Source organism: Deinococcus aerolatus, assembly GCF_014647055.1.
GTDB classification, from domain to species: Bacteria; Deinococcota; Deinococci; order Deinococcales; family Deinococcaceae; genus Deinococcus; species Deinococcus aerolatus.
The window spans coordinates 246,768-271,202 of sequence record NZ_BMOL01000002.1; the positions used below are offsets into that span (position 1 = coordinate 246,768).

Annotated in this window: 23 protein-coding genes and 1 tRNA gene; 14 read left to right on the top strand and 10 right to left on the bottom strand. The window is 67.1% G+C overall.

The window, feature by feature from the left end; translation table 11 throughout:
- The first annotated feature begins 68 nt into the window (after positions 1-68).
- From gmk to IEY31_RS04095, 7 genes are all read left to right on the top strand, one after another.
- Positions 69-782 (top strand): guanylate kinase, encoded by a 714-nt coding sequence (gene gmk, locus IEY31_RS04065; protein WP_188969260.1) that lies wholly within the window; start codon positions 69-71, stop codon positions 780-782.
- A gap of 10 nt (positions 783-792) precedes the next feature.
- On the top strand, positions 793-1,311 hold the full coding sequence (locus IEY31_RS04070; RefSeq protein ID WP_188969262.1) for a macro domain-containing protein: 519 nt from the start codon (positions 793-795) through the stop codon (positions 1,309-1,311).
- 83 nt (positions 1,312-1,394) lie between these two features.
- The gene (locus IEY31_RS04075; protein ID WP_229723307.1) at positions 1,395-2,207 is read left to right on the top strand and encodes a hypothetical protein; all 813 of its coding nucleotides are present in this window, start codon (positions 1,395-1,397) and stop codon (positions 2,205-2,207) included.
- Positions 2,208-2,434: 227 nt separating this feature from the next.
- Complete coding sequence (locus tag IEY31_RS04080; protein WP_188969264.1) at positions 2,435-3,118, top strand: PspA/IM30 family protein; 684 nt, start codon at positions 2,435-2,437, stop codon at positions 3,116-3,118.
- Positions 3,119-3,242: 124 nt separating this feature from the next.
- On the top strand, positions 3,243-3,968 hold the full coding sequence (locus IEY31_RS04085) for a CoA transferase subunit A (RefSeq protein WP_188969266.1): 726 nt from the start codon (positions 3,243-3,245) through the stop codon (positions 3,966-3,968).
- A 2-nt stretch (positions 3,969-3,970) separates the two neighbouring features.
- Positions 3,971-4,600 (top strand): CoA transferase subunit B, encoded by a 630-nt coding sequence (locus IEY31_RS04090; RefSeq protein WP_188969268.1) that lies wholly within the window; start codon positions 3,971-3,973, stop codon positions 4,598-4,600.
- 179 nt (positions 4,601-4,779) lie between these two features.
- Positions 4,780-4,854: transfer RNA gene (locus IEY31_RS04095), tRNA-Ala, on the top strand.
- A gap of 94 nt (positions 4,855-4,948) precedes the next feature.
- On the opposite strand, the gene IEY31_RS04100 is transcribed toward IEY31_RS04095, so the two are convergent.
- The 4 genes from IEY31_RS04100 to IEY31_RS04115 form a co-directional block, all read right to left on the bottom strand.
- The gene (locus IEY31_RS04100; protein WP_188969270.1) at positions 4,949-5,101 is read right to left on the bottom strand and encodes a hypothetical protein; all 153 of its coding nucleotides are present in this window, start codon (positions 5,099-5,101) and stop codon (positions 4,949-4,951) included.
- Positions 5,102-5,620: 519 nt separating this feature from the next.
- Positions 5,621-7,021, bottom strand: a complete 1,401-nt coding sequence (locus tag IEY31_RS04105; protein WP_188969272.1) for a glycosyltransferase family 2 protein — start codon at positions 7,019-7,021, stop codon at positions 5,621-5,623.
- A complete protein-coding gene (locus tag IEY31_RS04110; protein ID WP_188969274.1) occupies positions 7,018-8,262 on the bottom strand; it encodes a HEAT repeat domain-containing protein in 1,245 nt (414 codons plus the stop codon). Before IEY31_RS04110 ends, IEY31_RS04105 begins: the two co-directional genes overlap by 4 nt.
- A complete protein-coding gene (locus tag IEY31_RS04115) occupies positions 8,259-8,642 on the bottom strand; it encodes a response regulator transcription factor (protein ID WP_188969276.1) in 384 nt (127 codons plus the stop codon). The genes IEY31_RS04110 and IEY31_RS04115 overlap by 4 nt, the downstream gene beginning before the upstream one ends.
- 271 nt (positions 8,643-8,913) lie before the next feature.
- Between IEY31_RS04115 and IEY31_RS04120 the strand changes: the two genes are divergently transcribed.
- Both IEY31_RS04120 and IEY31_RS04125 read left to right on the top strand, forming a co-directional pair.
- Positions 8,914-11,628: a response regulator gene (locus IEY31_RS04120; protein WP_188969278.1), complete on the top strand. Its 2,715-nt coding sequence runs from the start codon at positions 8,914-8,916 to the stop codon at positions 11,626-11,628.
- Positions 11,621-12,340 (top strand): response regulator, encoded by a 720-nt coding sequence (locus IEY31_RS04125; RefSeq protein WP_188969280.1) that lies wholly within the window; start codon positions 11,621-11,623, stop codon positions 12,338-12,340. Before IEY31_RS04120 ends, IEY31_RS04125 begins: the two co-directional genes overlap by 8 nt.
- 142 nt (positions 12,341-12,482) lie before the next feature.
- On the opposite strand, the gene IEY31_RS04130 is transcribed toward IEY31_RS04125, so the two are convergent.
- Complete coding sequence (locus tag IEY31_RS04130; protein WP_188969282.1) at positions 12,483-12,977, bottom strand: LEA type 2 family protein; 495 nt, start codon at positions 12,975-12,977, stop codon at positions 12,483-12,485.
- A gap of 76 nt (positions 12,978-13,053) precedes the next feature.
- Here IEY31_RS04130 and IEY31_RS04135 point away from each other — a divergent pair, with 76 nt between their 5' ends.
- On the top strand, positions 13,054-14,049 hold the full coding sequence (locus IEY31_RS04135; protein ID WP_229723308.1) for a hypothetical protein: 996 nt from the start codon (positions 13,054-13,056) through the stop codon (positions 14,047-14,049).
- 77 nt (positions 14,050-14,126) lie between these two features.
- Here IEY31_RS04135 and IEY31_RS04140 read toward each other — a convergent pair whose 3' ends face one another.
- Positions 14,127-14,642, bottom strand: coding sequence for a hypothetical protein (locus IEY31_RS04140; protein WP_188969284.1), 516 nt, complete (start codon positions 14,640-14,642; stop codon positions 14,127-14,129).
- Between the two features lie 108 nt (positions 14,643-14,750).
- Here IEY31_RS04140 and IEY31_RS04145 point away from each other — a divergent pair, with 108 nt between their 5' ends.
- From IEY31_RS04145 to IEY31_RS04155, 3 genes are all read left to right on the top strand, one after another.
- Entirely contained in the window at positions 14,751-16,109 is a 1,359-nt protein-coding gene (locus IEY31_RS04145; protein WP_188969286.1) for an acyl-CoA dehydrogenase family protein, read from the top strand.
- 263 nt (positions 16,110-16,372) lie between these two features.
- A complete protein-coding gene (locus tag IEY31_RS04150; protein WP_188969288.1) occupies positions 16,373-17,308 on the top strand; it encodes a hypothetical protein in 936 nt (311 codons plus the stop codon).
- 186 nt (positions 17,309-17,494) lie between these two features.
- Positions 17,495-18,286, top strand: a complete 792-nt coding sequence (locus tag IEY31_RS04155) for an amino acid ABC transporter permease (protein ID WP_188969290.1) — start codon at positions 17,495-17,497, stop codon at positions 18,284-18,286.
- Positions 18,287-18,371: 85 nt separating this feature from the next.
- Here IEY31_RS04155 and pnp read toward each other — a convergent pair whose 3' ends face one another.
- From pnp to IEY31_RS04170, 3 genes are all read right to left on the bottom strand, one after another.
- Entirely contained in the window at positions 18,372-20,537 is a 2,166-nt protein-coding gene (pnp, locus tag IEY31_RS04160; RefSeq protein ID WP_188969292.1) for a polyribonucleotide nucleotidyltransferase, read from the bottom strand.
- A 403-nt stretch (positions 20,538-20,940) separates the two neighbouring features.
- Positions 20,941-21,693, bottom strand: a complete 753-nt coding sequence (locus tag IEY31_RS04165) for a fumarylacetoacetate hydrolase family protein (protein ID WP_188969294.1) — start codon at positions 21,691-21,693, stop codon at positions 20,941-20,943.
- A 38-nt stretch (positions 21,694-21,731) separates the two neighbouring features.
- Positions 21,732-22,427 (bottom strand): Crp/Fnr family transcriptional regulator, encoded by a 696-nt coding sequence (locus IEY31_RS04170; RefSeq protein ID WP_188969296.1) that lies wholly within the window; start codon positions 22,425-22,427, stop codon positions 21,732-21,734.
- A 110-nt stretch (positions 22,428-22,537) separates the two neighbouring features.
- Between IEY31_RS04170 and IEY31_RS04175 the strand changes: the two genes are divergently transcribed.
- Positions 22,538-23,236 carry an ABC transporter ATP-binding protein gene (locus tag IEY31_RS04175; protein WP_188969298.1) on the top strand — a complete coding sequence of 233 codons (699 nt, stop codon included), beginning with the start codon at positions 22,538-22,540 and terminating at the stop codon, positions 23,234-23,236.
- Between the two features lie 30 nt (positions 23,237-23,266).
- Here IEY31_RS04175 and IEY31_RS04180 read toward each other — a convergent pair whose 3' ends face one another.
- Positions 23,267-24,352: an NADH:flavin oxidoreductase/NADH oxidase gene (locus IEY31_RS04180; RefSeq protein ID WP_188969300.1), complete on the bottom strand. Its 1,086-nt coding sequence runs from the start codon at positions 24,350-24,352 to the stop codon at positions 23,267-23,269.
- Between the last annotated feature and the right edge of the window lie 83 nt (positions 24,353-24,435).

The window sequence follows — 24,435 nt, forward strand, 5'->3', positions numbered from 1 at the left end:
GGGCGGCCCCAGGACCACGACACCGGCCCCTTTCCCCCCGGCCCGCCTTGCGGGTATTGTGGGCGGCAATGACGCTCGACCACGCCCTGACCGCTTCATCTCCCCCGGCCCGCCGGGGTCTCCTGATCGTGATTACCGGCGCGTCCGGCGTCGGCAAGGGCACACTGCGCGAACGCTGGCTGGCCGGCCAGGACGTGTTCTACAGCACGTCCTGGACCACCCGTGAGGCCCGCCCCGGCGAACGGCACGGCGTGGATTACGTGTTCGTGCCGCCGGAAGTGTTCGAGAGTAAGGCCCGGGCTGGCGGCTTTCTGGAGCACGCCGCCTTCGTGGGCAACCGCTACGGCACGCCCATCGAACCCATCGAGGCCGCGCTGGCCCGCGGGCAGGACGTGGTGCTGGAGATTGAGGTGGAGGGGGCCATGCAGGTCAAGGCGCGCATGGGCGACGAGGCCGTGCTGGTCTTTATCATGCCGCCCAGCCTGACCGAATTGCGCCGCCGCCTGGAAGGCCGCGCCACCGAGACCCCCGAGCGCGTCGAGAAGAGGTTGCGCCGCGCCTGCGAGGAGATTCAGGAGGCCCACGCCTTCCGCTACGTGATCGTGAACGATGATCTGGACCGCGCCGTGGGCGAGTTGCTGGCCGTGCAGCGCGCTGAGCGCGCCGCGCAGGTGCCCGCCAGCGAATGGACCGAGCAGGACCGGGCGGCGGTGACGGCGGCGCAGGCGGTTCGCAGCGACAGCCTGGACGCGCAGGATCTGCAGCGCGTCGTGGATTCGTAGGCGGAAAGGAGTGCCGCTTGCGCTGATCCAGGGCGACATCGCCGCGCAGAACTGCGCCGCCGTCGTCACCGCCGCCAACAGGGAACTGGCCGGGGGCGGAGGGGTGGACGGCGTGATCCACCGCGCCGCCGGGCCTGAACTGCTGCGCGCCCTTCGCCGCATTGGCGGCACGCCCACCGGGACGGCCGTGATCACCCCGGCCTTCGGGCTGGAGGCCCAGGGCGTCCGGTACGTGATTCACGCCGTGGGGCCGGTGTGGCGCGGCGGCCACCACGGCGAGCCCGAATTGCTAGCCGGGGCGTACCGCCGCAGCCTGGACCTGGCGGTGGAGCACGGCTGCCCCAGCATTGCCTTTCCCTCCCTCAGCACGGGCGTTTACGGGTATCCCGGCGAGAAGGCCGCGCCGGTGGCCCTGGCGACCATCCTAGATGTTTTGGAGCGTTATCCCGCGCTGGAGGTGCGCGTCGTGCTGTATGACGTGGGCAGCCTGCAGGTCTTTCAGCGGGCGCTGACGCGGCTGCGGGGGTAAATCGCGCCAGCGCCGGATCTCCTGCGGCGTCCGGCAGCCGCCTCAAAGTAGACGCTCATGCACGGCGCTTAGGATGCCCCCATATGTCCCCGCACCTGAAGCTGGCCCCCCTGATCTTCCCGCGCACCTCCGCGCGGACGCTGATGCTTGCTGTGGCCGCAAGCCTCGCCGCCGCGTCGCTGTCCGGCCCTTCTCTGGCCCAGACCGCCGCGCCCCGACCCGCCGCCGCCTCTGCCGCCACCACGCAGGCGGCCAGCGCCGTCGCCGTCGAGATCAGCGCCGCCGTCAGGGGCCAGATCATCAGTTGCCCGGCCAGCCTGAAGCTCAGCCCGCGTGCGGTCTGTCTGTACGTGCCCAGCGGCTCGGCGTCGCTGCGGCCCCTGATCGCCGGCAAGCTCAGCGGGCGCACGGCGGCAGGCTGGAAGACGACCGGCAAGACCAGCACGCTGCTGGTCAGCCAGAAGGCCGGCGGACCGCTGGGCGCCTTCGTGCTGCTCAGCGCCCTGAACGACAAGGAAAGCCTAGTGGTGGTGGACGCCGCGCAGGCCACGCCCACCGCCGCAAAGCCGGCCACCCCCGCCGGCGTGGTCAAGGGCCAGCCCTACGTGCTGGGACGCGATCTGGCAGGCGTGGTCAACGTGACCAGTCAGGGCGGCGGCAGCTACCGCCTGACCACCGAGGACGGCTCGGTGCTGGCCGTCACCGTGGGCCGCAAGGCCGCGCAGACCTCCAACGGCTCGGTGGAACTGCCGCTCGCGCCCGCCACCGACGGCACCAACCTGATTTTTCCCCTGGACGGTCTGCGCTCGCTGGGCTGCACCGTCACCCCGGCGGGCACCAACCTGACCGTGGCGTGCGGGTCCGACAGCGTCGGTCTCAGGCCCATCGTGTTCTAGAGCACTTGGCGCCGGCCTCGCTGTGGCTGGCGGTGGCGGACGGGCCGTCCGCCACCGCCTTTTCGTGGTGCTCGAGCTGAATCGACCTGCCCGCAGCGTCTTCAGATGCTCTTAGGGTTCGGCTCATTGCGATGCCGGGGGCAACCTCGAAGCCGCGAAGTGCGTAATCATAGCTGCAATCAACCGCCCACCACGGGCGGTGTTCACTTCCCAAGGAGGATTCACCCATGAGTATTCTTGACCGACTGTCCCGACTGCTGCGCGCCAACGTCAACGACATGATCAGCAAGGCCGAGGACCCTGGCAAGATCATCGAGCAGGCCCTGCGCGACATGCGCGCTGCCTACGGCGAGGCCCGCAGCGAGGTCGCCGAGGCCATGAGCCAGAACGCCAAGATGGAGCGCGAGGCCAACACCAACCGCCGCCTGGCCGACGAATACGGCAAGAAAGCCGAAGAAGCCCTGCGCGGCGGCAACGAGGAACTGGCCAGGGAGGCCCTGCGCCGCGCCCAGAACTCCAAGGACTTGGCCCAGGGCTTCGACGAACAGCGGGCCACCCAGAGCAGCACCGTGGACCAGCTTAAGACCCAGCTCCGGGCGCTGGAAGCCAAGATCGACGAGATGGAGTCGAAGAAGTCGCTGCTGGCCGCCCGCCAGAAGACCGCGCAGGCCAGCGAGACCCTGGACCGCGCCACCGGTTTCAACAAGGCCGGCGGGGCCATGGACGCCTTCGAGGAGATGGAGCAGCGCGTCGCGGGCATGGAAGACCGCAACAAGGCCATGACCGAGCTGCGCAGCGAGAATGACATTGACGCCCAGCTCAAGGATCTGGGCCGGGACCGCGATCTGGAAGACGCAATGGCCGCCCTGAAGGCCAAGGTTCAGAGCGACCCGGGGCCGGCCAAGGGCTAAGCCCGTCGCCCCCATTCAAGAGCCCCACACAACGCTCCCCTGCGAAACATAGCAGGGGAGCGTTGTGTGGCCGGCCCCACCGCGTGACCCTGCCGTAACACCAGCCCGCTAGACTGGGCGGCACATGAATAAAGTGTATGCCAGCGCCGCCGAGGCGCTTTCGGATGTGGTGGCCGACGGTCAGACCGTGGCGGTGGGCGGCTTCGGGTTGTGCGGTATTCCTGAGGCGCTGATCCTGGCCCTGCGTGACAGCGACGTACGGAACCTGACCGCCGTGAGCAACAACGCAGGCGTGGACGGCTGGGGCCTGGGCCTGCTGCTCCAGACCCGCCAGATCAGGAAGATGATCTCCAGCTACGTGGGTGAGAACAAGGAGTTCGAGCGCCAGTACCTGGCAGGCGAGCTGGAGCTGGAATTCACGCCGCAGGGCACTCTCGCCGAGCGGATGCGTGCCGGCGGCGCGGGCATTCCCGGCTTCTACACGAAAACCGGCGTGGGGACGGTGGTGGCTGAGGGCAAGGAAGAAAAGGAATTTGACGGCGAACGCTACATTCTGGAACGCGGTATCGTCGCGGACGTGAGTCTGGTCAAGGCCTGGAAGGCAGACACCAGCGGCAATCTGGTGTACCGCAAGACCGCGCGCAACTTCAACCCGGTGGTGGCAACGTGCGGCCGGGTCACGGTGGCCGAGGTCGAGGAGATCGTGGAGGTGGGCCAGCTGGATCCCGACAGCATCGATACGCCTGGGATCTACGTGCAGCGGGTGGTTCTGAACGCCACGCCTGAAAAGCGCATTGAGCAGCGGACAGTGCGGCCAAGTGCCCCGTCCGCCGCTGGAGAGGAGGCCTAAACATGCCCTGGAACCGTGATGAGATGGCGGCCCGCGCCGCCCAGGAACTGCAGGACGGCTACTACGTGAATCTGGGCATCGGCCTGCCCACGCTGGTGGCCAACCACATTCCACAGGGCGTGTCGGTGATGCTGCAATCGGAAAACGGCCTACTGGGCATTGGTCCCTTTCCCACCGAAGAACAGGTGGATCCGGACCTGATCAACGCGGGCAAGCAGACGGTAACGGCGCTGCCCGGCGCGAGCTTTTTCTCCAGCGCAGATAGCTTTGCCATGATCCGGGGCGGACACATTAACCTTGCCATTCTGGGGGCTATGCAGGTCAGCGAGCGCGGGGACCTGGCCAACTGGATGATTCCCGGCAAGATGGTCAAGGGCATGGGCGGCGCGATGGACCTGGTGGCAGGCGTGCAGCGCGTGGTGGTGCTGATGGAGCATGTGGCCAAGGGTGACACGCACAAGATTCTTGAAGAGTGCGCCCTGCCGCTGACCGGCGTGGGCGTGGTGGACCGCATCATCACTGATCTGGGCGTGCTGGACGTGACCGGGGACGGCTTAAAGCTGGTGGAGCTTGCGCCCGGCGTGACCCTGGAAGAGATGCAGGCCAGGACTGGGGCGAGAATCGGAGGGTAGGGAAGGGGGAGGAACGGGGCGCCTGGCGCTCGTTGCGGGGGGTCAATTGCGTTTCCCTGTGGTCCGTCGCCGCTCAGCTTTTCGAGTTGCGTACTCCACCACAACCCGGTTGAATTGAACGAGCTGCCTCTCCCCCCTTGCCATCTGGCCCCGCCGTCTGCTAGTCTGCGCCCCGCTGAGGGGGCTTAGCTCAGCGGGAGAGCATCCGCTTTGCAAGCGGAGGGTCTGGGGTTCGAATCCCCAAGCCTCCACCAAAGAAAACACCGTCCTAGACGGTGTTTCTTTTTTTGTTGTGACTGTATAGGGTTCATTTCTCGTCGCCCGCTGTAGTAGCAGTGTAGTAGCGCATCAGTTCAGCGCCGGAACGGTGAAGGCCGAGGCCATAAGCGGCGCGTCGAAAAGGTCCACCGGTGCCCGCCTCTTGTTGTCCATGACATGCCGGTACTCGTCCAGCGTGATCGACACCCGCACACGGCCCAGCACCTTCGACACCATTTCCACAGACACGCCCCGGCGAAGGGCCAGCGTGGTAAAGGTATGGCACAGCTCATCCTGGGCAGCTGTTCACTGCCTTGTCCTGCTGCCATCAGAGCCGCCCGCTTCTCTTGTGACACGCCCTGCCAGACTGACCGCTTCCCCGTCTGCAGATCCAGCCGCGCTGGGTCGGATCAGTCCTGTAGTAGCTTAACGTCGCTTCCATCACCGCGTCCGTACCGGCTTACACGCTGCCCGCCGTCTCCCATTCCTTAGTCTGATCTGCCCGGTGGTTTCGCAGCACGGCCACCAACGAGGGCGGCAGGTGAATATCTTGCTGGGAATTGATGGTTTTGGGACTGCCCGTCTTGATTTCTTCCGCGCCCATAACCCGCACTTGCCGGACGCGCAGCACGTTCGGTCCACGGTCCAGGCCGGCCGTGTGGTGGGCGTTGCACCTTCGGGAACCGCGACGAAATGGCGGCCCGCCTCACCGCAGCCCACCAGCCCACTCAGCCTTGCAGGGCCGCAGGTATGCGGCGCGCTTTATTTCGCCTGAATCCGTGTGCGGGTCATGGTGCCCCACTGGCCCTTTTTCTGACCCAGTTTCAGCGTCGCGCGGAAACGCACCCAGGCATGCCACTGTCGGAAGCCGAAGTTCTCGCCGAGCGCTGTGAGCAGTAGCATGACCCGGTCGCCCGGTCGGCGGAAATGCACACGCATAAACAGTTCGATGCTGAGCGCCGCCACACTGACCACCGTGCCGTACAGCAGGGCCAGCAGCAGGAACAGGGCGACGAAGGTGCCGTCCAGGCGGCCCGTCAGGGCCAGGACGATCATGAAGGCGTACCCGAGCACTTCAATGACGGGGGCCAGGGCCTCAAACAGCAGGTAGTACGGCAGCGCCACCATGCCAATTCTTCCGTAGCGGGGATTGAACCACATCTTCCGGTGGGCCCACAGGCCTTCCCACAGCCCACGCTGCCAGCGGTCACGCTGCGCCCCCAGAATCCTGATGTTGTCCGGGCATTGCGTCCAGCACACCGGATCCACGTCGAACTCGATGTCATACGGCCTCTTTTGCTCCCGCATGTGTCGGTGAAGCCGCAAGACCAGTTCCATGTCTTCGCCAACGGTGCCCTCCAGGAAGCCGCCGACGTCCATCACGTCGTTGCGCTTGAACAGCCCGAACGCCCCGCTGATCACCAGAAGCAGACCCAGCGCACTGAAGGTGGTTCGTCCAGCCAGAAAGGCGCGGGCGTACTCGACAATCTGCACGCGCTCAACCCAGGTGACGGGCAGACGCAGTTCCGTGACGCGTCCGTCTCTCATCATCCCGCCGTTCATGATCCGGACACTTCCGCCGGCAGCGACCAGCCTGTCATTCTCGATAAACCGCCGGGCCAGCCGCAGCAGCGCTTCAGCGTCCAGCAGACTGTCTGCGTCCACCGCGCAGAACAGCGGAAACGTCGCGTAGGTCAGCCCCACGTTCAACGCGTCGGCCTTGCCACCGTTCTCCTTGTCCACCACCGTGAGCCTGGGGATGCGCCGCGAGCGGTAGACGCCGCGGACAGGTCTGGTGTGCAGCACGCGGCTGGGGTGACGTTCGGTGGGCACCAGATCGTACGCGTCGATCAGGGCCTGCAGGGTGCCGTCCTTGCTCCCGTCGTTGACGACAATCACCTCGAACTCCGGGTAGTGCAGCGCCAGGAAGGAATTGACCGATGCCTCAATGGTTTCCTCTTCGCCGTAGGCAGGCACCAGGATGCTTACCGGCTTGTAGAACTCGCGGTTGAGCAGCTCGCTCAGCCCGACGCTCTGGCGCCGGCGGACGTGACGCCCCAGTTCGCGGGTGGCCACGTAGACCGCCACCGCATAGAAGCTGTTCAGCGCCGTGAAGTACAGCAAGATCAGCAACTCGATGGCGTCGAGGACCGGGGTGGTCACGTGCCCGCCGGAGCGTACGCGAGAGGGGACCAGACCGGTTGAAGGTTCAAGGAGACTCTCGGCAGACGCTCGCCATATTCCTGCAGGGCGGTGCGGGCGATATCACGTGCGTAGCGGTCGGCGTGGCTGACCGCTGCGTCGCCCAGCAGACGCTCTCCGTCAGGGATACGGAGCATGGACTGGGCAGCGGCCCGCCGCACCCACCAGTGCGGGTCGCCGAGCAGGCTCCACAGTCGCTCGGCAGGCACCGGATCGAGGTACGCGGCGGCCTTGGTGGCCTGAAGACGGACGAACGCTGTGGGATCCTCGGTCAGGTTCATGACCGCCTGCGCGCTTTCAGCCGGAACCTGAGTGCTGCTCACCAGAACCCGCAGGGCGCCGGCACGCAGTTCAGCATTCGGGCTCGAGAGCAGGGTCAGCACTTCACGCTGCAGCATCCCACAGCGTTGCCGAGCCAGCACGTCGAGCGTGGCGGCGCGCAGGATATCGGGGGCGCCCAGCAGCAGCTCCCTGATGAGCGCTCCGCCCGCCTCGCCCATCAGTGTCAGGGCTTCTTGAACCTGGCCGACGCTGAATTCACCGCAGGTAATGGCACCGTGCAGCGCCCGCAGGCGCGAAGTCTGTTCGTGGCGGCTCAACCCGAGGCGCCCGACGCTACGCGACAGCGCCAGCAGGGCGAGCGCCCGAATCTCGGGGTGCCGGTGACGCAGCTCCCGCTGCAGGGCGTCCAGGGCGAGCGGTTCGCGCAGAAGAGCCAGGCGCTCGATGGCCTCCGCGCGGGCCACCACCGACGCCGAGCGTCCGGCCAGCACACGCAGATCGCGTGACAGCCAGCCCTGTTCACCGTACAGGCCCTGCAGGCGGTCGGCCACCTCGCCGCTCAGGCTATCGCGCAGTTTCAACAGGGTCCGCACGCCAGCCTCATCCAGCCGCTCAGGCAGCGGAACATCCGCGTACGCCCACGCGAGCAGGGCCTCGCCCCACCGGGCTTCGTTAACCGTGGCGTTCAATTCGGCGTCCCGCTGAGCACCCAGCTGAACGAATTGCAGGGTGCTCAGGATCACGCAGCAAAGCCCGCCGACTACGCAGGTAAAAAGCAGCACTGGCCAGATGCTCCGGGTCCCCGGGTGGAGATGCTCGGTGAGCAGGGTCACGCCCGTGGCCAGAATCAGCAGGGTCAACGCGAGGCTGATCCCCAGACTGAGGACCCCGAACCCCAGAAGCAGCCGGTGGCCTTTCATGCCTGCCACTGCCGCGCCAGCTTCTGAATCCGTAAGACAAAGGTGTTCGGGTCAAATGGTTTGGTCATGAAGTCGTCGCTGAGGTCCCCGCTGGTGTCCTGGGTGTGTTGCTGGCCCATGGAGGTCATCACCAGCACCGCCGTGCGGCGGCGGTCAATCTCGGGCAGCAGGTTGAGGCCATGCCCGCCAGGAAGGTTGAGGTCCAGCACAATCACATCGGGCGTGTGGGCACGCAGGTAGGTTTCCGCGTCCGAGAGATCGGCGCACTCCACCACACCCAGACCCGCCCGGGTCAGCACGTAGCGCTGCAGGGTGCGGATCACGACGTCGTCCTCCACCAGCAAGACGGTCACGGCTGGGCTGTCGGGGGAATGCGTCATGCAGGGGCCTCATGGGTCAGGGAGCGTCGGGCGGCGTCTGTCTCGCTCCGTTCTAACGTCAGGGCCGTTGCAGTGTTGTCACAAACCGGACCAGACGCCGCCGTCCGCGCCGCGAAGGTTACCCTGCGTAGCCGGGCAAGCTTCTGTGTCCAGGGTGTGAACGAACCGGCGTGAAGGGTATAGATGGACCGGATACACTGCGTCAGCACCCAGCCCCACCCCAGCCATTCCAGCGCCTGCCGACCTCTCTGTGGAGGATGTTTTCCCGATCATGCCAAACGCCGACGCCCCCCCAGCGCGTCTCTCGAAGATTCTGCGGACACCGCGCGGCCTGCCGCTGCGGGCCTTTCTTCTGCGCCCGCTGTGGTTACCGCTGCTGCTGCTGCTGCTCGTCACGTTCACGGTGGCGTGGTCGGTCATCCGCAATGCCCAGTTCGCCGACCTCGTCCAGCAGTCGCAGAAGAACCTGACGCTCGCCGAGAACGTCCTGAACGACGTCGTCGACCTGGAAACCGGTCAGCGCGGATTCATCATCACGCTCGATCCGCAATTCCTGGAACCGTACACGCTGGCGCAGGCCCGGCTGCCTCAACATCTATTGGCCCTCAGGCATGCGCTGCGGACGGGATTTGGTTCGGGCGGGAAAAGGCAGATCCAGCGCGTCGACCGCGTCGAGCAGCTGATCAACGAGTGGGAGCGAAGCGGCGGTGGCCTGGCGTTGCGGCTGGCCCGCACGGACTATCCCGCTGCCGTGGGGCATGTGAAAAGCGGGCAGGGCAAGCGGCTGGTCGACGCCATCCGGGGGACCATCGACGCCCTGCAGGAGGAGGAGCTCGCCCGGCAGCGCCAGCTTGCCCGGGCGAGTTCGTCTGCACTTCAGACCGCGCTTCTCGTGACGGTGCTGGGGGTGTTGCTGGCCGTGCTGGCGCTGTACCTGGTGTTTACAAAGACCGCGTCGAGTGTTGCCCGGCTGCTGCGCAACCTCTCCACAACCACCGCCGGTATCGCCCACGGCCAGGTCGAGGCGCCGCTGCCCCCGCACGCGATCATGGAAGTCGCGGCCCTCGCGGCCAACCTCGACACCATGGCCCGCGCCCTGCTCAGCCGGGAACGCGAACGGGACATTTCGCTGGCGAACCTGAGCGACAGCGAGGCCCGGCACCGGGCGCTGATCGCCGGCGTGCCGGACATCCTGCTCACCGTAGATGCCGGGGGCGAGATCCGGTCGTTCAAGCCGCCAGTGGAGGCCGGGAATGAGGCCTGGATCAACGCCATGGTCGGCCACCGCATCCCGGACGTCCTGCCGCCGCACGTGGCAGGTCCGCTGATGGACGGGGTGAGCGGCAGCCTGCGCACAGGGAAGCCGCAGTCCACTGAGTTCACGATGGACATGTCCGCCGTGACGCCCGCCACCCCGGCAGCACTTGACTTCGAGGCCCGCACCGTTCCCGTCTCGGGTCAGGAGGTGCTGATCATCGCGCGGGACATCACCGATCTCAAACGCGTCGAGCGCATGAAAACCGAGTTTGTCTCGACCGTCAGTCATGAGCTGCGCACCCCCCTCACATCTATCCGGGGCGCACTGAGCCTGATCGCGAGCGGGGCGCTGGGAGAGCTGCCGCCACGCGCCACAAAGCTGGCGCAGATCGGGCTGAACAACAGTGAGCGGCTGGTGCGGCTGATCAACGACCTGCTGGATATGGAGAAGATCGAATCCGGCCAGCTGGAGTTCCACATGCACTCATTGGATCTCCCACCCCTGGTCCAGCGGGCTGCCGAGGACAACCGCGCCTACGCGCAGCAATTCGGCGTGGCGCTGGAGGTAGACGTGCCCCCAGCTCTGGTCGTCGTGTCCGGGGACGGGGACCGGCTGCTGCAGGTGATGACCAACCTGATCTCCAACGCTGTGAAGTTTTCCCCCAGGGACAGCGCCGTGACCGTTTCGGCCGGTGCGGCAGACGACCGGGTGTGGGTGTCGGTGCGTGACCGTGGCCCCGGTATTCCACCAGATTTCCGCGCCCGCATCTTTGGACGCTTCGCACAGGCCGACGCCTCGGTCACCCGCGAGAAGGGTGGAACGGGCCTGGGGCTCAGCATCAGCAAGGCCATCGTGGAGCGGCACGCGGGCCGGCTCTTCTTCGAGGACCACCCACAGGGCGGCACTGTCTTTACCTTCGAGCTGCCGCTCGCCGAGCCTGAGTCCCCGGCCTCCCCGGTGGGCGGTCCCGGCCTTCCGCTCGGCCACGTCCTGATATGCGAGGACGATCACGACGCCGCGGCTTTGCTGCAATTGATCCTGCGCCAGGCAGGCTTCGGCTCGGATGTCGCCCACACTGCCGGGGAAGCCGAGGACAGGCTGGCCGGTCAACCGTACGACGCCCTGGTGCTGGATCTTCTGCTGCCCGGCCAGGACGGAGCGGCGTTTCTCCGGCGGTTGCAGCTCAGGCCCGAGACGGCTGGCCTGCCCGTGATCGTGGTGTCGGCCGTGGCTGACGAACACCGGGACCTGATCAACGGGGACGCCGTTTCGGTTGTGGCCTGGATCAACAAGCCGTTGGACCCGGGCCGGCTGCTGGCCGCGGTGGGGCGGGCACTCCAGCGCGGGACGGACCGTCCGCCCCGCATTCTGCACGTCGAGGACGACGCCGATCTACGACAGGTGGTGCGGGAGATCCTGCACGGCACCGCACACGTCGAGGCGGCAGAGAGCCTGGCACGGGCGCGTGAGGCGCTGCGCGGTGAGCCGTTCGATCTGGTGCTGCTTGACCCTGGCCTGCCGGACGGCAACGGTCTGGACCTGCTGCCTGAGCTGCGGGCGGCCTCCCCGTCCCTGCCGGTCCTGGTGTTCTCGGCAGGAGAACCCGACGGAGCGAGCGCGGAGCAGGTCACGGCGGCGCTGGTGAAGTCCCGCACGTCCAATACGCAGCTGGTTGAAACCATCCGCGCCCTGATTCGCCCCCTGAACAAAGGAGCCCCCCATGACTGAAGAACTGCACCGCGTTTTGCTGGTCGAAGATGACCTGGACATTCAAGCCGTGGCGCTGATCGCGCTGGAGGATATCGGCGGCCTGCAGGTACTGGCTTGTGACACCGGCTATGAGGCGCTGGCCCGGTTCCCGACCTTCCGCCCGGACCTCGTGCTGCTGGACGTGATGATGCCCGGCATGTCCGGTCCCGAGACGCTGACGGCCCTGCGTGCCCTGCCCGGCGGGGCCAGCGTGCCGGTGGTGTTCATGACCGCCAAGGTGCAGAAGGGCGAGGTGCAGTCGTACCTGGATCTCGGCGCGGCCGGCGTGATTTCCAAACCCTTTGAGCCGATGACCCTTGCCGACGATCTGCGGGGACTGGTGCAGCTCCACCCCCCGGACCGCGAGGCACAGCATGACCAGGGCTATCAGGAGGAACTGGCGAGGCTCAGCGCCCGCTTCGCACAGGACTTCCCAGCGCTGATGGCCGGGTTGCGGGCCACCTGGGAAGCGGTGCAGCGCGGCGAGCGAAACGGGGCCGAGCTGTCCCAGCAGGGCCATCGCCTGGTCGGCACCGCCGGGACGCTGGGACACACCCGCATGGCACAGATTGCTGCGGCGCTGGAACGCGACCGCGCCCTGACCGGCGAAGAACAGCTGGACGGCGAGGCCAGGCGGCGGGTGGAGGGGTTGCTTGGCCAGCTCGCTGCCCAGGGCAGGCCGGGCAGCTGAAGCCCCAGCGCTGACCCAGGCTCCGGGACCGGGAAGACCCGAGGTGCACGTCCGGCACGAGGAGGCTGCCGCATACGCCATCGCCCTGTCGTGGCCGCACTCAACCCATCACCCGCTCTCTACCCCGCATTCCCACCAGGGGTCAGAACGGAAGAATCGGAGTCTGCTTCCATACCCCCTGACTCAGGGTGAAGGGGCCGAAATTCTTGGGACCGAGCGGGCCGAAGTCGGCAGTGAAGGTGCCGTCCAGCCGGTAGGTCACCTGCTGGCCCCGCGCCACCTTCAGGAAGGAGGCGGCGGTGCCCAGGGTGACGGGAATGGACACGTCGGCGTCCTGGTCCGCCGAGCCGCGCGCCGGGACATTCACGCGGGGAAACTCCGCCTGACCCACCTGCGCCCCGTCAATGACCAGCGCGGCCACGATGTTGCTCATCTTCAGGGGCACCGCGTTGGGGTTGGTCACGCGCAGCCGGAGTTTCAGATCCGCCACGGGTGGGCCGCCCAGCCCGCCCGGCAGCGACAGGCGGGTCAGACGCACTGTCTGTACGTCGATGGTGGGCACCTGCAACACCTGCGAGGCAGGCGCGCAGGCAACCAGACCACAGGCGAGGAGAACGGCGGGCAACAGGAGGCGCATGTCAGGAGCCTACCTCCATCACCTTAGAATGGGCTGACAGGCTATCCCGGTGGGCCGTCGCTGCTACCCTGCGGCCATGAGCAAGCAACGGGCGGGACGGGCGTCGGCACCCCAATTGATGGCACCCACATTAATCCTGACACTGGCCGGCATGGCGGGCGCAGCGCAGCTGAACTTCGGTGTGGCCTACCACGCGGGCGCGCAGGGCGGCGGCTGGGCGCAGGCGGGGGTGTCGGACGTGAACGTGCTGGGCGGCCGGGTCTCAGCGGGCCTGTCCACCCACGCCGCCAGCGTGGGCTACTCGCGCAGTCTGGCGCTGCCGCCGCTGGGCGCGGTGACGGCCCGTGCGGACGTGGCCCTGGCATGGCGGGGCGGCGTACGGGCGTCCACCCGGTTGGGTGGCAGCGTGGGTCCGGTGGCCCTGAACCTGGGGGCGGCGGGCTTCAGCACCTCGGCGGCAAGCATCGATCCGCTGGCCCTGTGGGCTTTTGCGGCCACCGACAGCCGGGACCGTGGCCTCGCGGCGGATTTGAGCGCCCGCTACCGCGTCAGCCGGACCCTGATTGCAGTGGCGGGCGGCGAATTCGGCGCGCAGAACATGGGCTTTCTGGGTGTAGAGGGCCGCCGTGACCTGACCCGCACCCTGCCGCCGGCAGAGGACGCGCAGCCGGGCGACCCACCCGAGACCGAGACCACCGGCACGCTGGGCTGGCGCGCAGGCGTGCGGGCGGGTCAGGCGGTGCTGGGCGTCACCGGGGGCGTGTCCTACGCTGCCGGGTCCGGGCTGAACCTGGGCCTTGACACCCTGATCGGCCCTGGAGCGTTTGGCGTGACCGGCAGCGTGGACGCGGGCGAGCTTCTCGGCCCGGGCCGCACCGCGCGGCTGTACGCGGCCTACGAGCCGTGGCGCACCGCCAGCACGCCGCTGCGCGCCGGTCTGGAGGTCACAGCCGCGCTGAACCGGGGTGAGGTGGGCCTGAACGTGAGCGGCGGGCGCACCGTGGCGGGTCAGGTGGGGTATGGCGCCCGGCTGACCTATAGCCTGCCCCTGGGAGACAGCGAACAGCCCTGAGCGGCCAAGACGGCAGAGGCAGGGTCACCTGGCCTGGCCGCGCCCTTCTGTCTCCGGCCGCCACGGGGCGCCGGCCCCTACGCCACGCCGCAGGCCCGTTGTAGCAGCAGGTGAAGCTCGTCCCGGCCCAGCCGCCGAGCATCCAGCGGTAGCCCCTCGGGCAGGCTGCTCAGGCCCTGCACGATAGGCACGAAGCGGAACTCGGGGCGGGCGATCAGGTCGCGGCGGGCCGTGAAGGCCACCACAAAATCGGCGCGCAGCTCGAAATGAGCGTTCATCTCGGCGCGCAGCGGAAAGGGATCGCCGGACAGCAGGTCAACCAGCGCCGGATGCGGCTCGAAGCCGTCTTCCAGTTCTTTAAGCAGCCGGGCCGTGTCCAGAAAGATAGAGGCATTGGGCAACGTGTACCCGCCGATGCGGCGGCGGCACACATCCAGCGCGTCGCCGCGCACGCCGCTCACGCGGCGGCCCGAGCGCTGTGCCCCCCCCAATAGGGCCCAGAAGCGCGACAGGCTGGAATAACGGGCCAGTTCCACGTAGCCGCCGGGCTTGGCGGCCAGCGGGCGGGTGGGCCGCTCGGCAGAGGCGGTCATGCCTCCATGTTACGCCGGGTTCGCACGGGCGGCCCGTAAAGAATCGGTGAATGCTGTCCTGGGCGCTCTAACCCTGTCGGCAAACAGTGGACGCGGTACAACAAAGGCATGACCAAATCTGCCCCCAATCCGATGGCCCTGCTTGCGCAGATCGACATGGACGCCCTGGGCCGCCTGAGCCAGAAAGTGGACCTTCCTGGCCTGCTCAAGGCGGCGTCCAGCATGAGTGACGGACAGCTCAAGCAGCTCTCGCGCCTGCTGGCGGGCGCCGGTGAGGAGAGCGACAAGGAACTGCCGGAGGCCAATGGCGATTTCTACGGCCAGATGGACACCCTGACCGGCGACGAACGCGAGGTGGCCCACGCCACCCGGCAGTTCATGCACGAGCACGTCGCGCCCATCATGAATGAGTACTGGAGCCGCGACGAGTTCCCCAGACAGCTGATTTCCGAACTGCGCAAACTCGACCTGCTGCGCAAGATCTGGAACGAGGACGGCAGCCGCAAGCCCAACGCCACCGTCATGGAGGGGCTGGTCACGCTGGAAGCGTGCAAGGTGGACGTGTCCACCGCCGTCTTCTTCGGCGTGCATGCCGGTCTGGCCTTTGCCAGCATCGCGCTGGGCGGCAGCGACGAGCAGAAGGCCGAGTGGCTGCCCAGGATGCTGGATCTGGAGGTCATCGGTGCGTTCGGCCTGACCGAGCCGGAGGGCGGCTCGCAGGTCAGCCAGGGCATGCGGACCACCTGCAAGCGCGACGGCGACGGCTGGACGCTGCGTGGCCAGAAGAAATGGATCGGCAACAGCACCTTCAGCGACCTGACGGTGATCTGGGCACGCGACGTGGACACGCAGGAGGTGCGCGGCTTTATCGTGCGCGCCGGAACGCCCGGTTACAACGTCGAGAAGATCGAGGGCAAGACCGCCCTGCGGATTGTGGAAAACGGCCTGATCACCCTGGACGACTGCCGCGTGCCGGACAGTGACCGCCTTCAGAACGTGCAGGGCTGGCGCACCACCGCCGAGGTCCTCAAGATCACCCGCGCGGGCGTGGCGTGGCAGGGCGTGGGCTGCGCGATGGGCGCCTATGAGCTGGCCGTCAAGTACAGCCAAACGCGCGAGCAGTTCGGCAAGCGCATCGGTGAGTTCCAGCTGATCCAGAACCACCTTGTCCACATGCTGGGCAACGTGACCAGCATGTTTGCCCTGTGCCTGCGCCTGAGTCACATGGCCGACGGCGGCGACATGAAGGACGAGCACGCCGCGCTGGCCAAGGTGTTCACGGCGGCCCGTTGCCGCGAGACGGTGGCCCTCGCCCGCGAGACCTTCGGCGGCAACGGCATTCTGCTGGAATACGGCGTCGCCAAGCACTTCGCCGACACCGAGGCGATCTACTCCTACGAGGGCACCAACGAGATCAACACGCTGGTGGTGGGCCGGGCCATCACCGGGCTCAGCGCCTTCGTCTGAACTACACCCACGGAAAAGGGGATGAGAGCCAGATGGACTTATCCCCTTTTCCATGGGTCTTCTTTAAGCCAGCCTCAATCGGGCGTTTCGCTGTTCCAAACAATGTTTTCATATGAGTAGCACGTTAAGCCTAGGGCTGCACGCTATTTCGCCGGGTCCAGTTAAGTTGGGTCCATGAAAGGCGTTTCCGGCAACCAGAGCGGTTCGGAGGCGCGGCGTCGGCCTGATCTCGCCCCCCACATGCCGGCGCAAAAGGAGCAAGTATGACCCTGAACCGTGACTACAATTCTCACCGTCTTTCCTGGCGCGGCGTCCTGGCCGGTCTGGTGGTCGGCCTGGTCTCGACCCTTACCGTCATCGCGCTGGGTCTGATCATCACGGCCCTAACCGGGCTCACCCTGACCGGCGTCGGTATCGCGGCTGCCATCTGGACTGGCATTGCCGCGCTGGTGGGCGCATACCTCGCGGGCCTGACCGCCGTACGATCCAGCGCCCCCGCCACCCGCAGCGACGACGGCATTGCGGCCATGACTAACGACGACGCCACCCTGACCGGTCTGGTCATGGGCAGCGTGCTGGTCCTGATCACCACGATGTTCGCCTTTAATAGCGCCTCGCGCGTTCTCGGTACGGCCACCAACGCCTTGAGCGGTGTGGTGGGCGCAGCAACCACGGCCACGACCGCTGCTGGTGTGGGCGGCGCGCAGGTGCCCGGCATTCAGAATTTCTTTGCCAACATCACGCCCGCCGACGCCGAAGGACTGATCGCCAACAACACCGACTTGGATCAGGAACAGGTGACTGCCACCGCCAACGTCATCTCGGGCATCGTGCGCCGCGCCAGCAACGATCTGGGCGAGGTGGACCTGGCCAACATCGACGATTTCGCCCAGGCCCGCGTGGATTCGATCAAGAAGGCCCTTAGTGGTCCGCAGTTCGTGACCCGTCTGGAGCGTCAGGGCCTGAGCACCGCCGAAGCTACGGACGTGCAGGCCGAGGTCAACCAGTCGGTGGACCGCCTCGAGAAGCAGGCTGATCAGGCCCTGGAGAGTGCCGAGCAGGCGGCCCGTGGTGCGGCCAGTACCGCCGGCTGGGGCTGGCTGCTGGTGGCCGGTCTGACGCTGCTGGCGAGCATCTTCGGCGCGCGCAGTGCAGCCACCACCGCCGTGACCAACGTCGCCGCCCGCCGCCCCAACTAACCTCTCTCAACCACAGCTTTTCCCCGCCGTGCCTCCCTTCTGGAGGTGCGGCTTTTTGCAGGTGGGCGCCCGGCGCGCCGCCTCATCCCCGGGGCAACCTGCAACGGGCAACGTGAGCTGTGGCATCATCGGCGAAATGAAATCCCGTGTTCGCCACCGTCTGCCCCTGCCGTTAGAGCGCCGCGCATGACCGCGCCGAAAGCTGTTCGTCCTCCCCAGTCGGGTGGCCCCTCAATCTTTCTGTGGTTGTTGGGGGCAGTGGCCGCGTTCCTGGCGCTGTTCTTCGTGATCACGTTCGTCCTTCGCCAGATGCCCGATCCGATCGGCCCGCGCGCTGACCTGTTCGTAGAGGGGGCGCGGATGACCCTGCAACTCACGGTGGTCAGCGGCCTGATCGGCCTCGTGATCGGCATGATCGCGGGAATTCAGAAGACCAGTGCCAGCGCGTGGGTGCGGGCGCCCGCCAACTTCTTTATCTGGCTGGTGCGCGGCACGCCGCTGCTGGTGCAGATCCTGTTCGTGTACAACGCGCTGCCGGGCATCCTGGCGGCCATCGGCATTGACCTGCAACTCAACGAATTCTGGTCCGCCGTTATCGCCCTGTCGCTGAACGTGGGCGCGTACAACGCCGAGGTCATCCGCGCCGGCATTCTGGCTATTCCGCGTGGCCAGAGCGAGGCGGCCCGCAGCCTGGGCCTCAGCGGCCCGCAGACCATGACGACTGTGGTGCTGCCCCAAGCGCTGCGGATCGTGGTGCCGCCGCTGGTCAACAACATTGTGGCGCTGCTCAAGGATTCCTCGCTGGCGTCCAGCATCGCGCTGCTGGAACTGACACTGGCCGGTTCACGGGTCAGCAGCGAGAGCTTCCAGCCTATTCCGGTGCTGACCACCGTGGCCGTGGTGTACCTGGCCCTGACCACCGTCCTGACGCTGTTTACCGATCAGCTGGAGAAACGCACCAAGATCGCCACCCGCTGATCCCACCACAGGAAAACGCCCGCTCTGCAGATCTGGCAGAGCGGGCGTTCTTTTCGGGCGCGGTCCAGGGCTCAGTCGCGTCTGGTCAGTCGCGTCTGGGGGGCCGGCCACCCCGGTCCCCACCACTGCGCGGCGGACGGGCCTCGCGCGGGGCGATCTTGCCTTCCAGTTCCGGGCGGATCAGGTCGATCTTGCCCCGGTCATCCACGTTCACGATCTTGACGCGCAACTTATCGCCAACGTTCATCACGTCCTCCACCGCGTTCACGCGCTCCTCGGACATCTGTGAGATGTGCAGCATGCCGTCCTGGCCGGGATACAGGTTGATAAAGGCTCCGAACGGCGTGGTCTTGACCACCGTGCCGTCAAATTCCTCACCCGACTTGGCCTCACGGGTGATGCTCATGATCCGGTCACGCACGTCCTCGGCATTCGCGCTCTCGGCGCTGAAGATACGGACGGTACCGTCCTCCTCCACCGTGATCTGTGCGCCCATCGCCTCCAGTTCGCGAATCTGCTTGCCGCCAGGCCCGATAACCTTGCCGATCAGCTCGGGGTTGATCTTGACCGTGATGATGCGCGGAGCGGTAGGCGACAGTTCCGGGCGCGGCGCGGCCAGCACCTCGGCCATCTTGCCCAGGATGTGCAGGCGGCCGTCACGGGCCTGCGCCAGCGCCTCGCGCATGATCTGCGGGGTGATGCCGCCCACCTTGATGTCCATCTGCAGCGCCGTGACGCCTTCCGCCGTACCGCAGACCTTGAAGTCCATGTCGCCCAGCGCGTCTTCTGAACCCAGGATATCGGTCAGAACGCGGTAGCTGCCGCCTTCCATGACCAGACCCATCGCCACCCCGGCCACCGGGGCCTTGATCGGCACGCCCGCATCCATCAGCGACAGGATTCCGGCACACACGGTGGCCATGCTGCTCGACCCGTTGGATTCCAGCACCTCGCCCACGATCCGGATCACGTAGGGGAACTCCTCGAAGGAGGGCAGCACGGCGCGGATGGCCCGCTTGGCCAGGTTGCCGTGCCCGATCTCGCGGCGCGACTGCCCGCCCATGCGCTTGACCTCGCCCGTGGAGTACGGCGGGAAGTTGTAGTGCAGCAGGAACTTGTCGTTGTCCTCGGCGCTCAGATCGTCCACCAGAATCTCGTCGCGTTCGGTGCCCAGGGTGGTCACGCCCAGCACCTGCGTCTCACCGCGCGTGAAGATGGCGCTGCCGTGCGCGCGGGGCAGGGGCCGCGCCTCGATCCAGATGGGGCGCACGGTTCTGGAGTTGCGGCCGTCGGCGCGCAGGTCCTCTTCCAGAATCAGGCGGCGCAGTTCCTGCTTTTCCACCTTGTAGAAGACGTTCTTCAGCGCGGTGATGCGCTCCTTGGCCCCCTCGGCGGTGGGGTCCGGCTCGTAGCCGGCGATGATGCCGTCCCGCAGCGCCTTGGTGCGGGCACTGCGGTCTTTCTTCTTGACGGTCAGCAGCGCGTCTCTCAGGCCGCCCGCCCTGGCCTTCTCGGTGATTTCGGGCACCAGATCGGTGGTCAGGTCGCTCTCTTCCAGAAAGTTGAACTTTTCCTGGCCCATCTCGTCGCGCATGGTCTCGATCAGCGAGATCACGCCCTGCATCTCGGCGTGGGCGAACTCGATCGCGGCCACCAGATCTTCCTCGGAAGCGTTCTGCGCGCCCGCCTCCACCATCATCACGGCGTCCTTCGTTCCGGCCACCACCAGATCCATCCGGCTGGTCTTGAGCTGATCGGCGGTGGGGTTGATGACGTACTGGCCGTCAATCTGACCCACGCGCACGCAGGCGGTCGGCCCGGCCCAGGGAATGTCACTCAGGGAAAGGGCCGCCGAGGCACCCACCGGACCCAGCACGTCCGGCGCATTCTGGCCGTCGGCACTGATCACGGTGATGATTACCTGCGTTTCGTGGCGGTAGGTCTTGGGAAACAGGGGGCGGATCTGCCGGTCGGTGATACGTGCCCCCAGGATGGCCTTCTCGCCGGGGCGGCCCTCGCGGCGGTGGAACGAGCCGGGAATCCTGCCCACGGCGTAGTGGCGTTCCTCGAATTCCACGGTCAGGGGCAGGAAGTCCAGCGTGCTCTTGTCGTCGCGGGCCTGGGCGGTGACCAGCAGCATGGTGTCGCCGTAGCGCAGGGTGACGCTGCCGCTGACCAGCTTGGCGAGCTTGCCGGTCTCGATGCTCAGCTCGCGCCCGCCGAGCATGGTGGTGTAGGTTTTTCCAATCATGGCGGGCAGTCTATCCCGCCCGGTCGGGTCCAGAGAGAGGGCCAATCCGCTATGGATTCCGGGCCGCTCTTTTCATGCGTTCCCCCACCTGAGTCAGGCGACCGTTCCTCGCCAGCTCATCCGCCCACGCCCATACCTTGCTGGCGTGGGCCGCCATACAGGAGATACAGACTCGTACACCAGTGGGGACCGGCTCTCCGCCCACCATCGCCCGCAGGACCCCCTCGACGCCGGAGGAGGGCTTGACGGTGCAGGTTGGACCGGGTACGGGCGCCGTCGGTGCTGCAGCCGGGAACACCGCACCCGCCAGAACCACAAGTACAAGCCACCTGAAGTTCAAGATGATCAGACAAGTTCGGCCCCCCCGGCGCTCACTGGGGTGCCGGGTTCCGTCTACCAGACTTCACCCGATGCGCGTCACCAGCACCCCCACGCCCTCGACCTCGACCTCAACGGTGTCGCCCGCCTTGATGGGGCCGACGCCCTCCGGCGTGCCGGTCAGCACCACGTCGCCGGGTTCCAGGGTCACGAACCGGGTCACGTAGGTCAGGATGGCCGGCACGTCGAAGATCATCAGGCTGGTGCGGCTGTCCTGCCTGGTCTCGCCGTTGATGCGGGTCCGCAGGCGCAGGTCCGCCGGGTCTAGTTCGGTCTCCAGCCATGGCCCCAGCGGGCAGAAGCGGTCGGCGGCCTTGGCGCGGAACCATTGCAGATCTTGTTTTTGAAGGTCACGGGCGGTCAGGTCCAGGCCGCAGGTGTAGCCCGCCACGGCAGACAGGGCGGTTTCCGGCGTCAGGTCACGCGCCCGCGTGCCGATCACCAGCGCCAGTTCGCCCTCGAAGTGGAAGTTGTCGCTCCAGTCGGGGGCGTCCACCGTGCCGCCCGGCTCGGCCAGAGCGTTGGGACCTTTCAGGAAGATGCCGGGTTCGGTGGGCAGGTCACCCTTGTCATTGCCCAGCTCGCGGATGTGGTCCAGATAATTGCGGCCCACGCACACAATCTTGGTGGGCTCGGCAGGCGGCAGCAGCGCCGCTTCATTGAAGGGGGCCGCCTCGCCAGTACGGGAGCCGGCCATGCCGGCCGTAAAGTGCACCGTCTCCCCGCTGACCTCGCCCCAGTGTGCTCCACCGTTCCACTCCATTCTGACCAGTTTCATAACGACACAATAGCGGGTCGGCGGGCGGGGCCTCCGGTCTACTCGGCCGCGTTCAGCTCCTCAAGGACCACGTCCTCGATGGCCTGGGGGTCCAGCAGGGTCACGCAGTGGGGGGTGGTGACCAGGAAACCCTGGCGCTCCAGCTTGCGCAACACCCGCATCACCGTCTCACGGCTGGCCGATACGCGCGACATGATGTCGGTGGTGCTCAGCGGCAGCGTCGCCGGGTTGGGCACGCCGGCGGCCAGCCGCTGACGGTACTGGCCAGTCAGGATGTGACTCAGGGCCGCCTCGGTGTTCAGGCCGAAGGCGATCAGCTCGTCGTTGAGCTGGGTGACCCGTGCCACAAGCATCGAGCTGAGGTTCCAGAGCATCTTCGGGTGGCGCGACAGCAGCTGCTCGAAATGCGTGCGGTACAGCATCAGGGTCTCCACGTCGCTCAGGGCGTGGACCGTAGCGCTGCGCTCGCCGCCGCCCAGCACCGCCGTCTCCCCGATCACGCCGGGGGCGTACACGTCACCCATCACGCGCCCGTGGCTGCCCGGCCCCACCCGGCTAACGCGCACCGAACCGGAGACCAGCAGATGCAGCGCCTCGCCCGTGGCCTGCTGCTCCAGCACCACCTCTCCCACCGCAAAATGGCGGCGGGTGACCACGCCGGCCACCTCGCGCAGCGCGTTGTCGGCCACGCCAAGAAAAAGAGGATTACGTTTCAACTGGGCCAGGACGGGCATCCGCCACAGCCTAGCGTGAGAACAGCGTGGGAAAACGGAAAGTGGGTTGCAATATGAAGCCATCAAACCAGTGCAAGACCTGTGGGTCAGCGGCAGGCCTGCGGGTTAAGATGCGCCGCGTGACCGCTCCTGCCCACCCGCCCGCCGCGCTTGAGGCCCTGAATGTCCGCCACAGCTTTGGGGAATTGACCGTGCTGCACGGCGTCTCTCTTCAGGTTCAGCCGGGCGAGGTGGTCGCTGTGACCGGCCCCTCGGGCAGCGGCAAGAGCACGCTGCTGCACCTGCTGGGCGGGCTAGACGTGCCGGACGCCGGCGAGGTCTGGTGGGCCGGGCAGCGGGCTGATACCCTGGACACCCAGGCGCGGGCGGTGCGGCGGGCCGGGCGGGTGGGGCTGGTGTTCCAGCACCATTACCTGCTTGAGGACCTGAACGTGCTGGACAACGTCCTGATTCCCATGCGGCTGGCTGGACAGCATGACCCCGCCCGCGCCCACGCCCTGCTGTCACGCGTGGGGCTGGCTGGGCGGGAAAGTAGCATGCCCGAGGTGCTGAGCGGCGGGGAACGCCAGCGGGTGGCGGTGGCCCGCGCGCTGGCTTCCGGCCCGGCGGTGGTGCTGGCCGACGAGCCGACCGGCAGCCTGGACCGCGCTAATGCCACCACGGTTGCGGGCCTGCTGGTGGCCCTGGCCCGCGAGGAAGGCGCCGGGGTGCTGCTGGTTACCCACGATGAGCGGCTGGCCGGTTATGCCGACCGGGTCCTGCACCTGCTGGACGGGCATTTCACGGACCAGCTGCCGGTGTACGGCTGAGGGGGACAGGGGGACGGCAAAAGTGCTGGGCTAATCCAGCCGGTTGCCCCGTTGATACTGCGCCACCACTGCCGGGGCCACGCCCAGTTGCTGCGCGGCGTGCCACGCCCAGTGGGGATCGCCAAGGAACGGGCGGGCCAGCGCGATCAGATCGGCGTCGCCGTTTCGCAGGATGCCCTCGGCCTGCTCGGGGTTCTCGATCATGCCCACGGCCATGACCTGCAGGCCGTCCACCGCCGCCTTGACGGCCGCCGCAAAGGGCACCTGATAGCCGGGGCCAGCCGTGATCTGCTGCTCGGTGGTCAGGCCGCCGCTGCTGACGTCCAGCACGTCCACGCCCTCGCGTTCCAGCAGCGCGGCCAGCCGGACCGTCTGCTCCAGGTCCCAGCCGCCCTCGGCCCAGTCGGTGGCGCTCACGCGCACGAACAGCGGCTTGTGCATGGGCCAGCCGCTTCTCACGGCGCGCACCACCCGCAGCAGAAGGCGGGTGCGGTTCTCGAAGGAGCCGCCGTAGTCGTCGGTGCGGATGTTGGACAGCGGAGACATGAACTGGTGCAGCAGGTACCCGTGCGCGGCGTGTACCTCCACCACGTCGAAGCCCGCCATCTCCGCACGCTGGGTGGCCGAGACGAAGTCCTGAACGACGCGCTCGATATCATCGATGCTCATGGCGCGGGGAGGCTGGTATTCTGGCGAGAAGGCGTGGGTGTCCGGCCCGATCACGCCCCAGCCGCCGTGCTCGTACGGCACGGCCCCCTTGCCGCGCCACGGCGCGTAGGTGCTGGCCTTGCGCCCGGCGTGAGCCAGCTGAATGCCGACATGCCCGCCGTGGGCGTGAATGAAGTCGGTGATCCGGCCCAGCGGAACGATGTGCTCATCGGCCCACACGCCCAGGTCTCCGGGGCTGATGCGGCCCTCAGGCGAGACGGCGGCGGCCTCGGTGAAGATCAATCCCGGCGCGGCCAGCGCGAACTGTCCCAGGTGAACCAGATGAAAATCGTTGGCCAGCCCATTCTGGGCGCTGTACATGCACATCGGCGACACGACGATCCGGTTGGGCAGGGTCAGGCCGTGAAGTTTGAGCGGTTGAAACAGTCTGGGCGTGGTGTCGGGCATGCGGTCAATGTAGGGCTGCGCCGTGAAGTGCGCCAGATGGCCGATGCTTAGGCTTGGATCATGCTTTAGGCTGGGGAAAGGCA

Bases quoted from the DNA above. Each gene is read 5' to 3' on its own strand.
- gmk (WP_188969260.1), top strand. From the start codon at position 69: ATGACGCTCGACCACGCCCTGACCGCTTCATCTCCCCCGGCCCGCCGG.
- IEY31_RS04075 (WP_229723307.1), top strand. From the start codon at position 1,395: ATGTCCCCGCACCTGAAGCTGGCCCCCCTGATCTTCCCGCGCACCTCC.
- IEY31_RS04080 (WP_188969264.1), top strand. From the start codon at position 2,435: ATGAGTATTCTTGACCGACTGTCCCGACTGCTGCGCGCCAACGTCAAC.
- IEY31_RS04085 (WP_188969266.1), top strand. From the start codon at position 3,243: ATGAATAAAGTGTATGCCAGCGCCGCCGAGGCGCTTTCGGATGTGGTG.
- IEY31_RS04090 (WP_188969268.1), top strand. From the start codon at position 3,971: ATGCCCTGGAACCGTGATGAGATGGCGGCCCGCGCCGCCCAGGAACTG.
- IEY31_RS04110 (WP_188969274.1), bottom strand. From the start codon at position 8,262: ATGAAAGGCCACCGGCTGCTTCTGGGGTTCGGGGTCCTCAGTCTGGGG.
- IEY31_RS04115 (WP_188969276.1), bottom strand. From the start codon at position 8,642: ATGACGCATTCCCCCGACAGCCCAGCCGTGACCGTCTTGCTGGTGGAG.
- IEY31_RS04120 (WP_188969278.1), top strand. From the start codon at position 8,914: ATGCCAAACGCCGACGCCCCCCCAGCGCGTCTCTCGAAGATTCTGCGG.
- IEY31_RS04125 (WP_188969280.1), top strand. From the start codon at position 11,621: ATGACTGAAGAACTGCACCGCGTTTTGCTGGTCGAAGATGACCTGGAC.
- IEY31_RS04130 (WP_188969282.1), bottom strand. From the start codon at position 12,977: ATGCGCCTCCTGTTGCCCGCCGTTCTCCTCGCCTGTGGTCTGGTTGCC.
- IEY31_RS04135 (WP_229723308.1), top strand. From the start codon at position 13,054: ATGAGCAAGCAACGGGCGGGACGGGCGTCGGCACCCCAATTGATGGCA.
- IEY31_RS04140 (WP_188969284.1), bottom strand. From the start codon at position 14,642: ATGACCGCCTCTGCCGAGCGGCCCACCCGCCCGCTGGCCGCCAAGCCC.
- IEY31_RS04145 (WP_188969286.1), top strand. From the start codon at position 14,751: ATGACCAAATCTGCCCCCAATCCGATGGCCCTGCTTGCGCAGATCGAC.
- IEY31_RS04150 (WP_188969288.1), top strand. From the start codon at position 16,373: ATGACCCTGAACCGTGACTACAATTCTCACCGTCTTTCCTGGCGCGGC.
- IEY31_RS04155 (WP_188969290.1), top strand. From the start codon at position 17,495: ATGACCGCGCCGAAAGCTGTTCGTCCTCCCCAGTCGGGTGGCCCCTCA.
- pnp (WP_188969292.1), bottom strand. From the start codon at position 20,537: ATGATTGGAAAAACCTACACCACCATGCTCGGCGGGCGCGAGCTGAGC.
- IEY31_RS04165 (WP_188969294.1), bottom strand. From the start codon at position 21,693: ATGAAACTGGTCAGAATGGAGTGGAACGGTGGAGCACACTGGGGCGAG.
- IEY31_RS04170 (WP_188969296.1), bottom strand. From the start codon at position 22,427: ATGCCCGTCCTGGCCCAGTTGAAACGTAATCCTCTTTTTCTTGGCGTG.
- IEY31_RS04175 (WP_188969298.1), top strand. From the start codon at position 22,538: ATGCGCCGCGTGACCGCTCCTGCCCACCCGCCCGCCGCGCTTGAGGCC.
- IEY31_RS04180 (WP_188969300.1), bottom strand. From the start codon at position 24,352: ATGCCCGACACCACGCCCAGACTGTTTCAACCGCTCAAACTTCACGGC.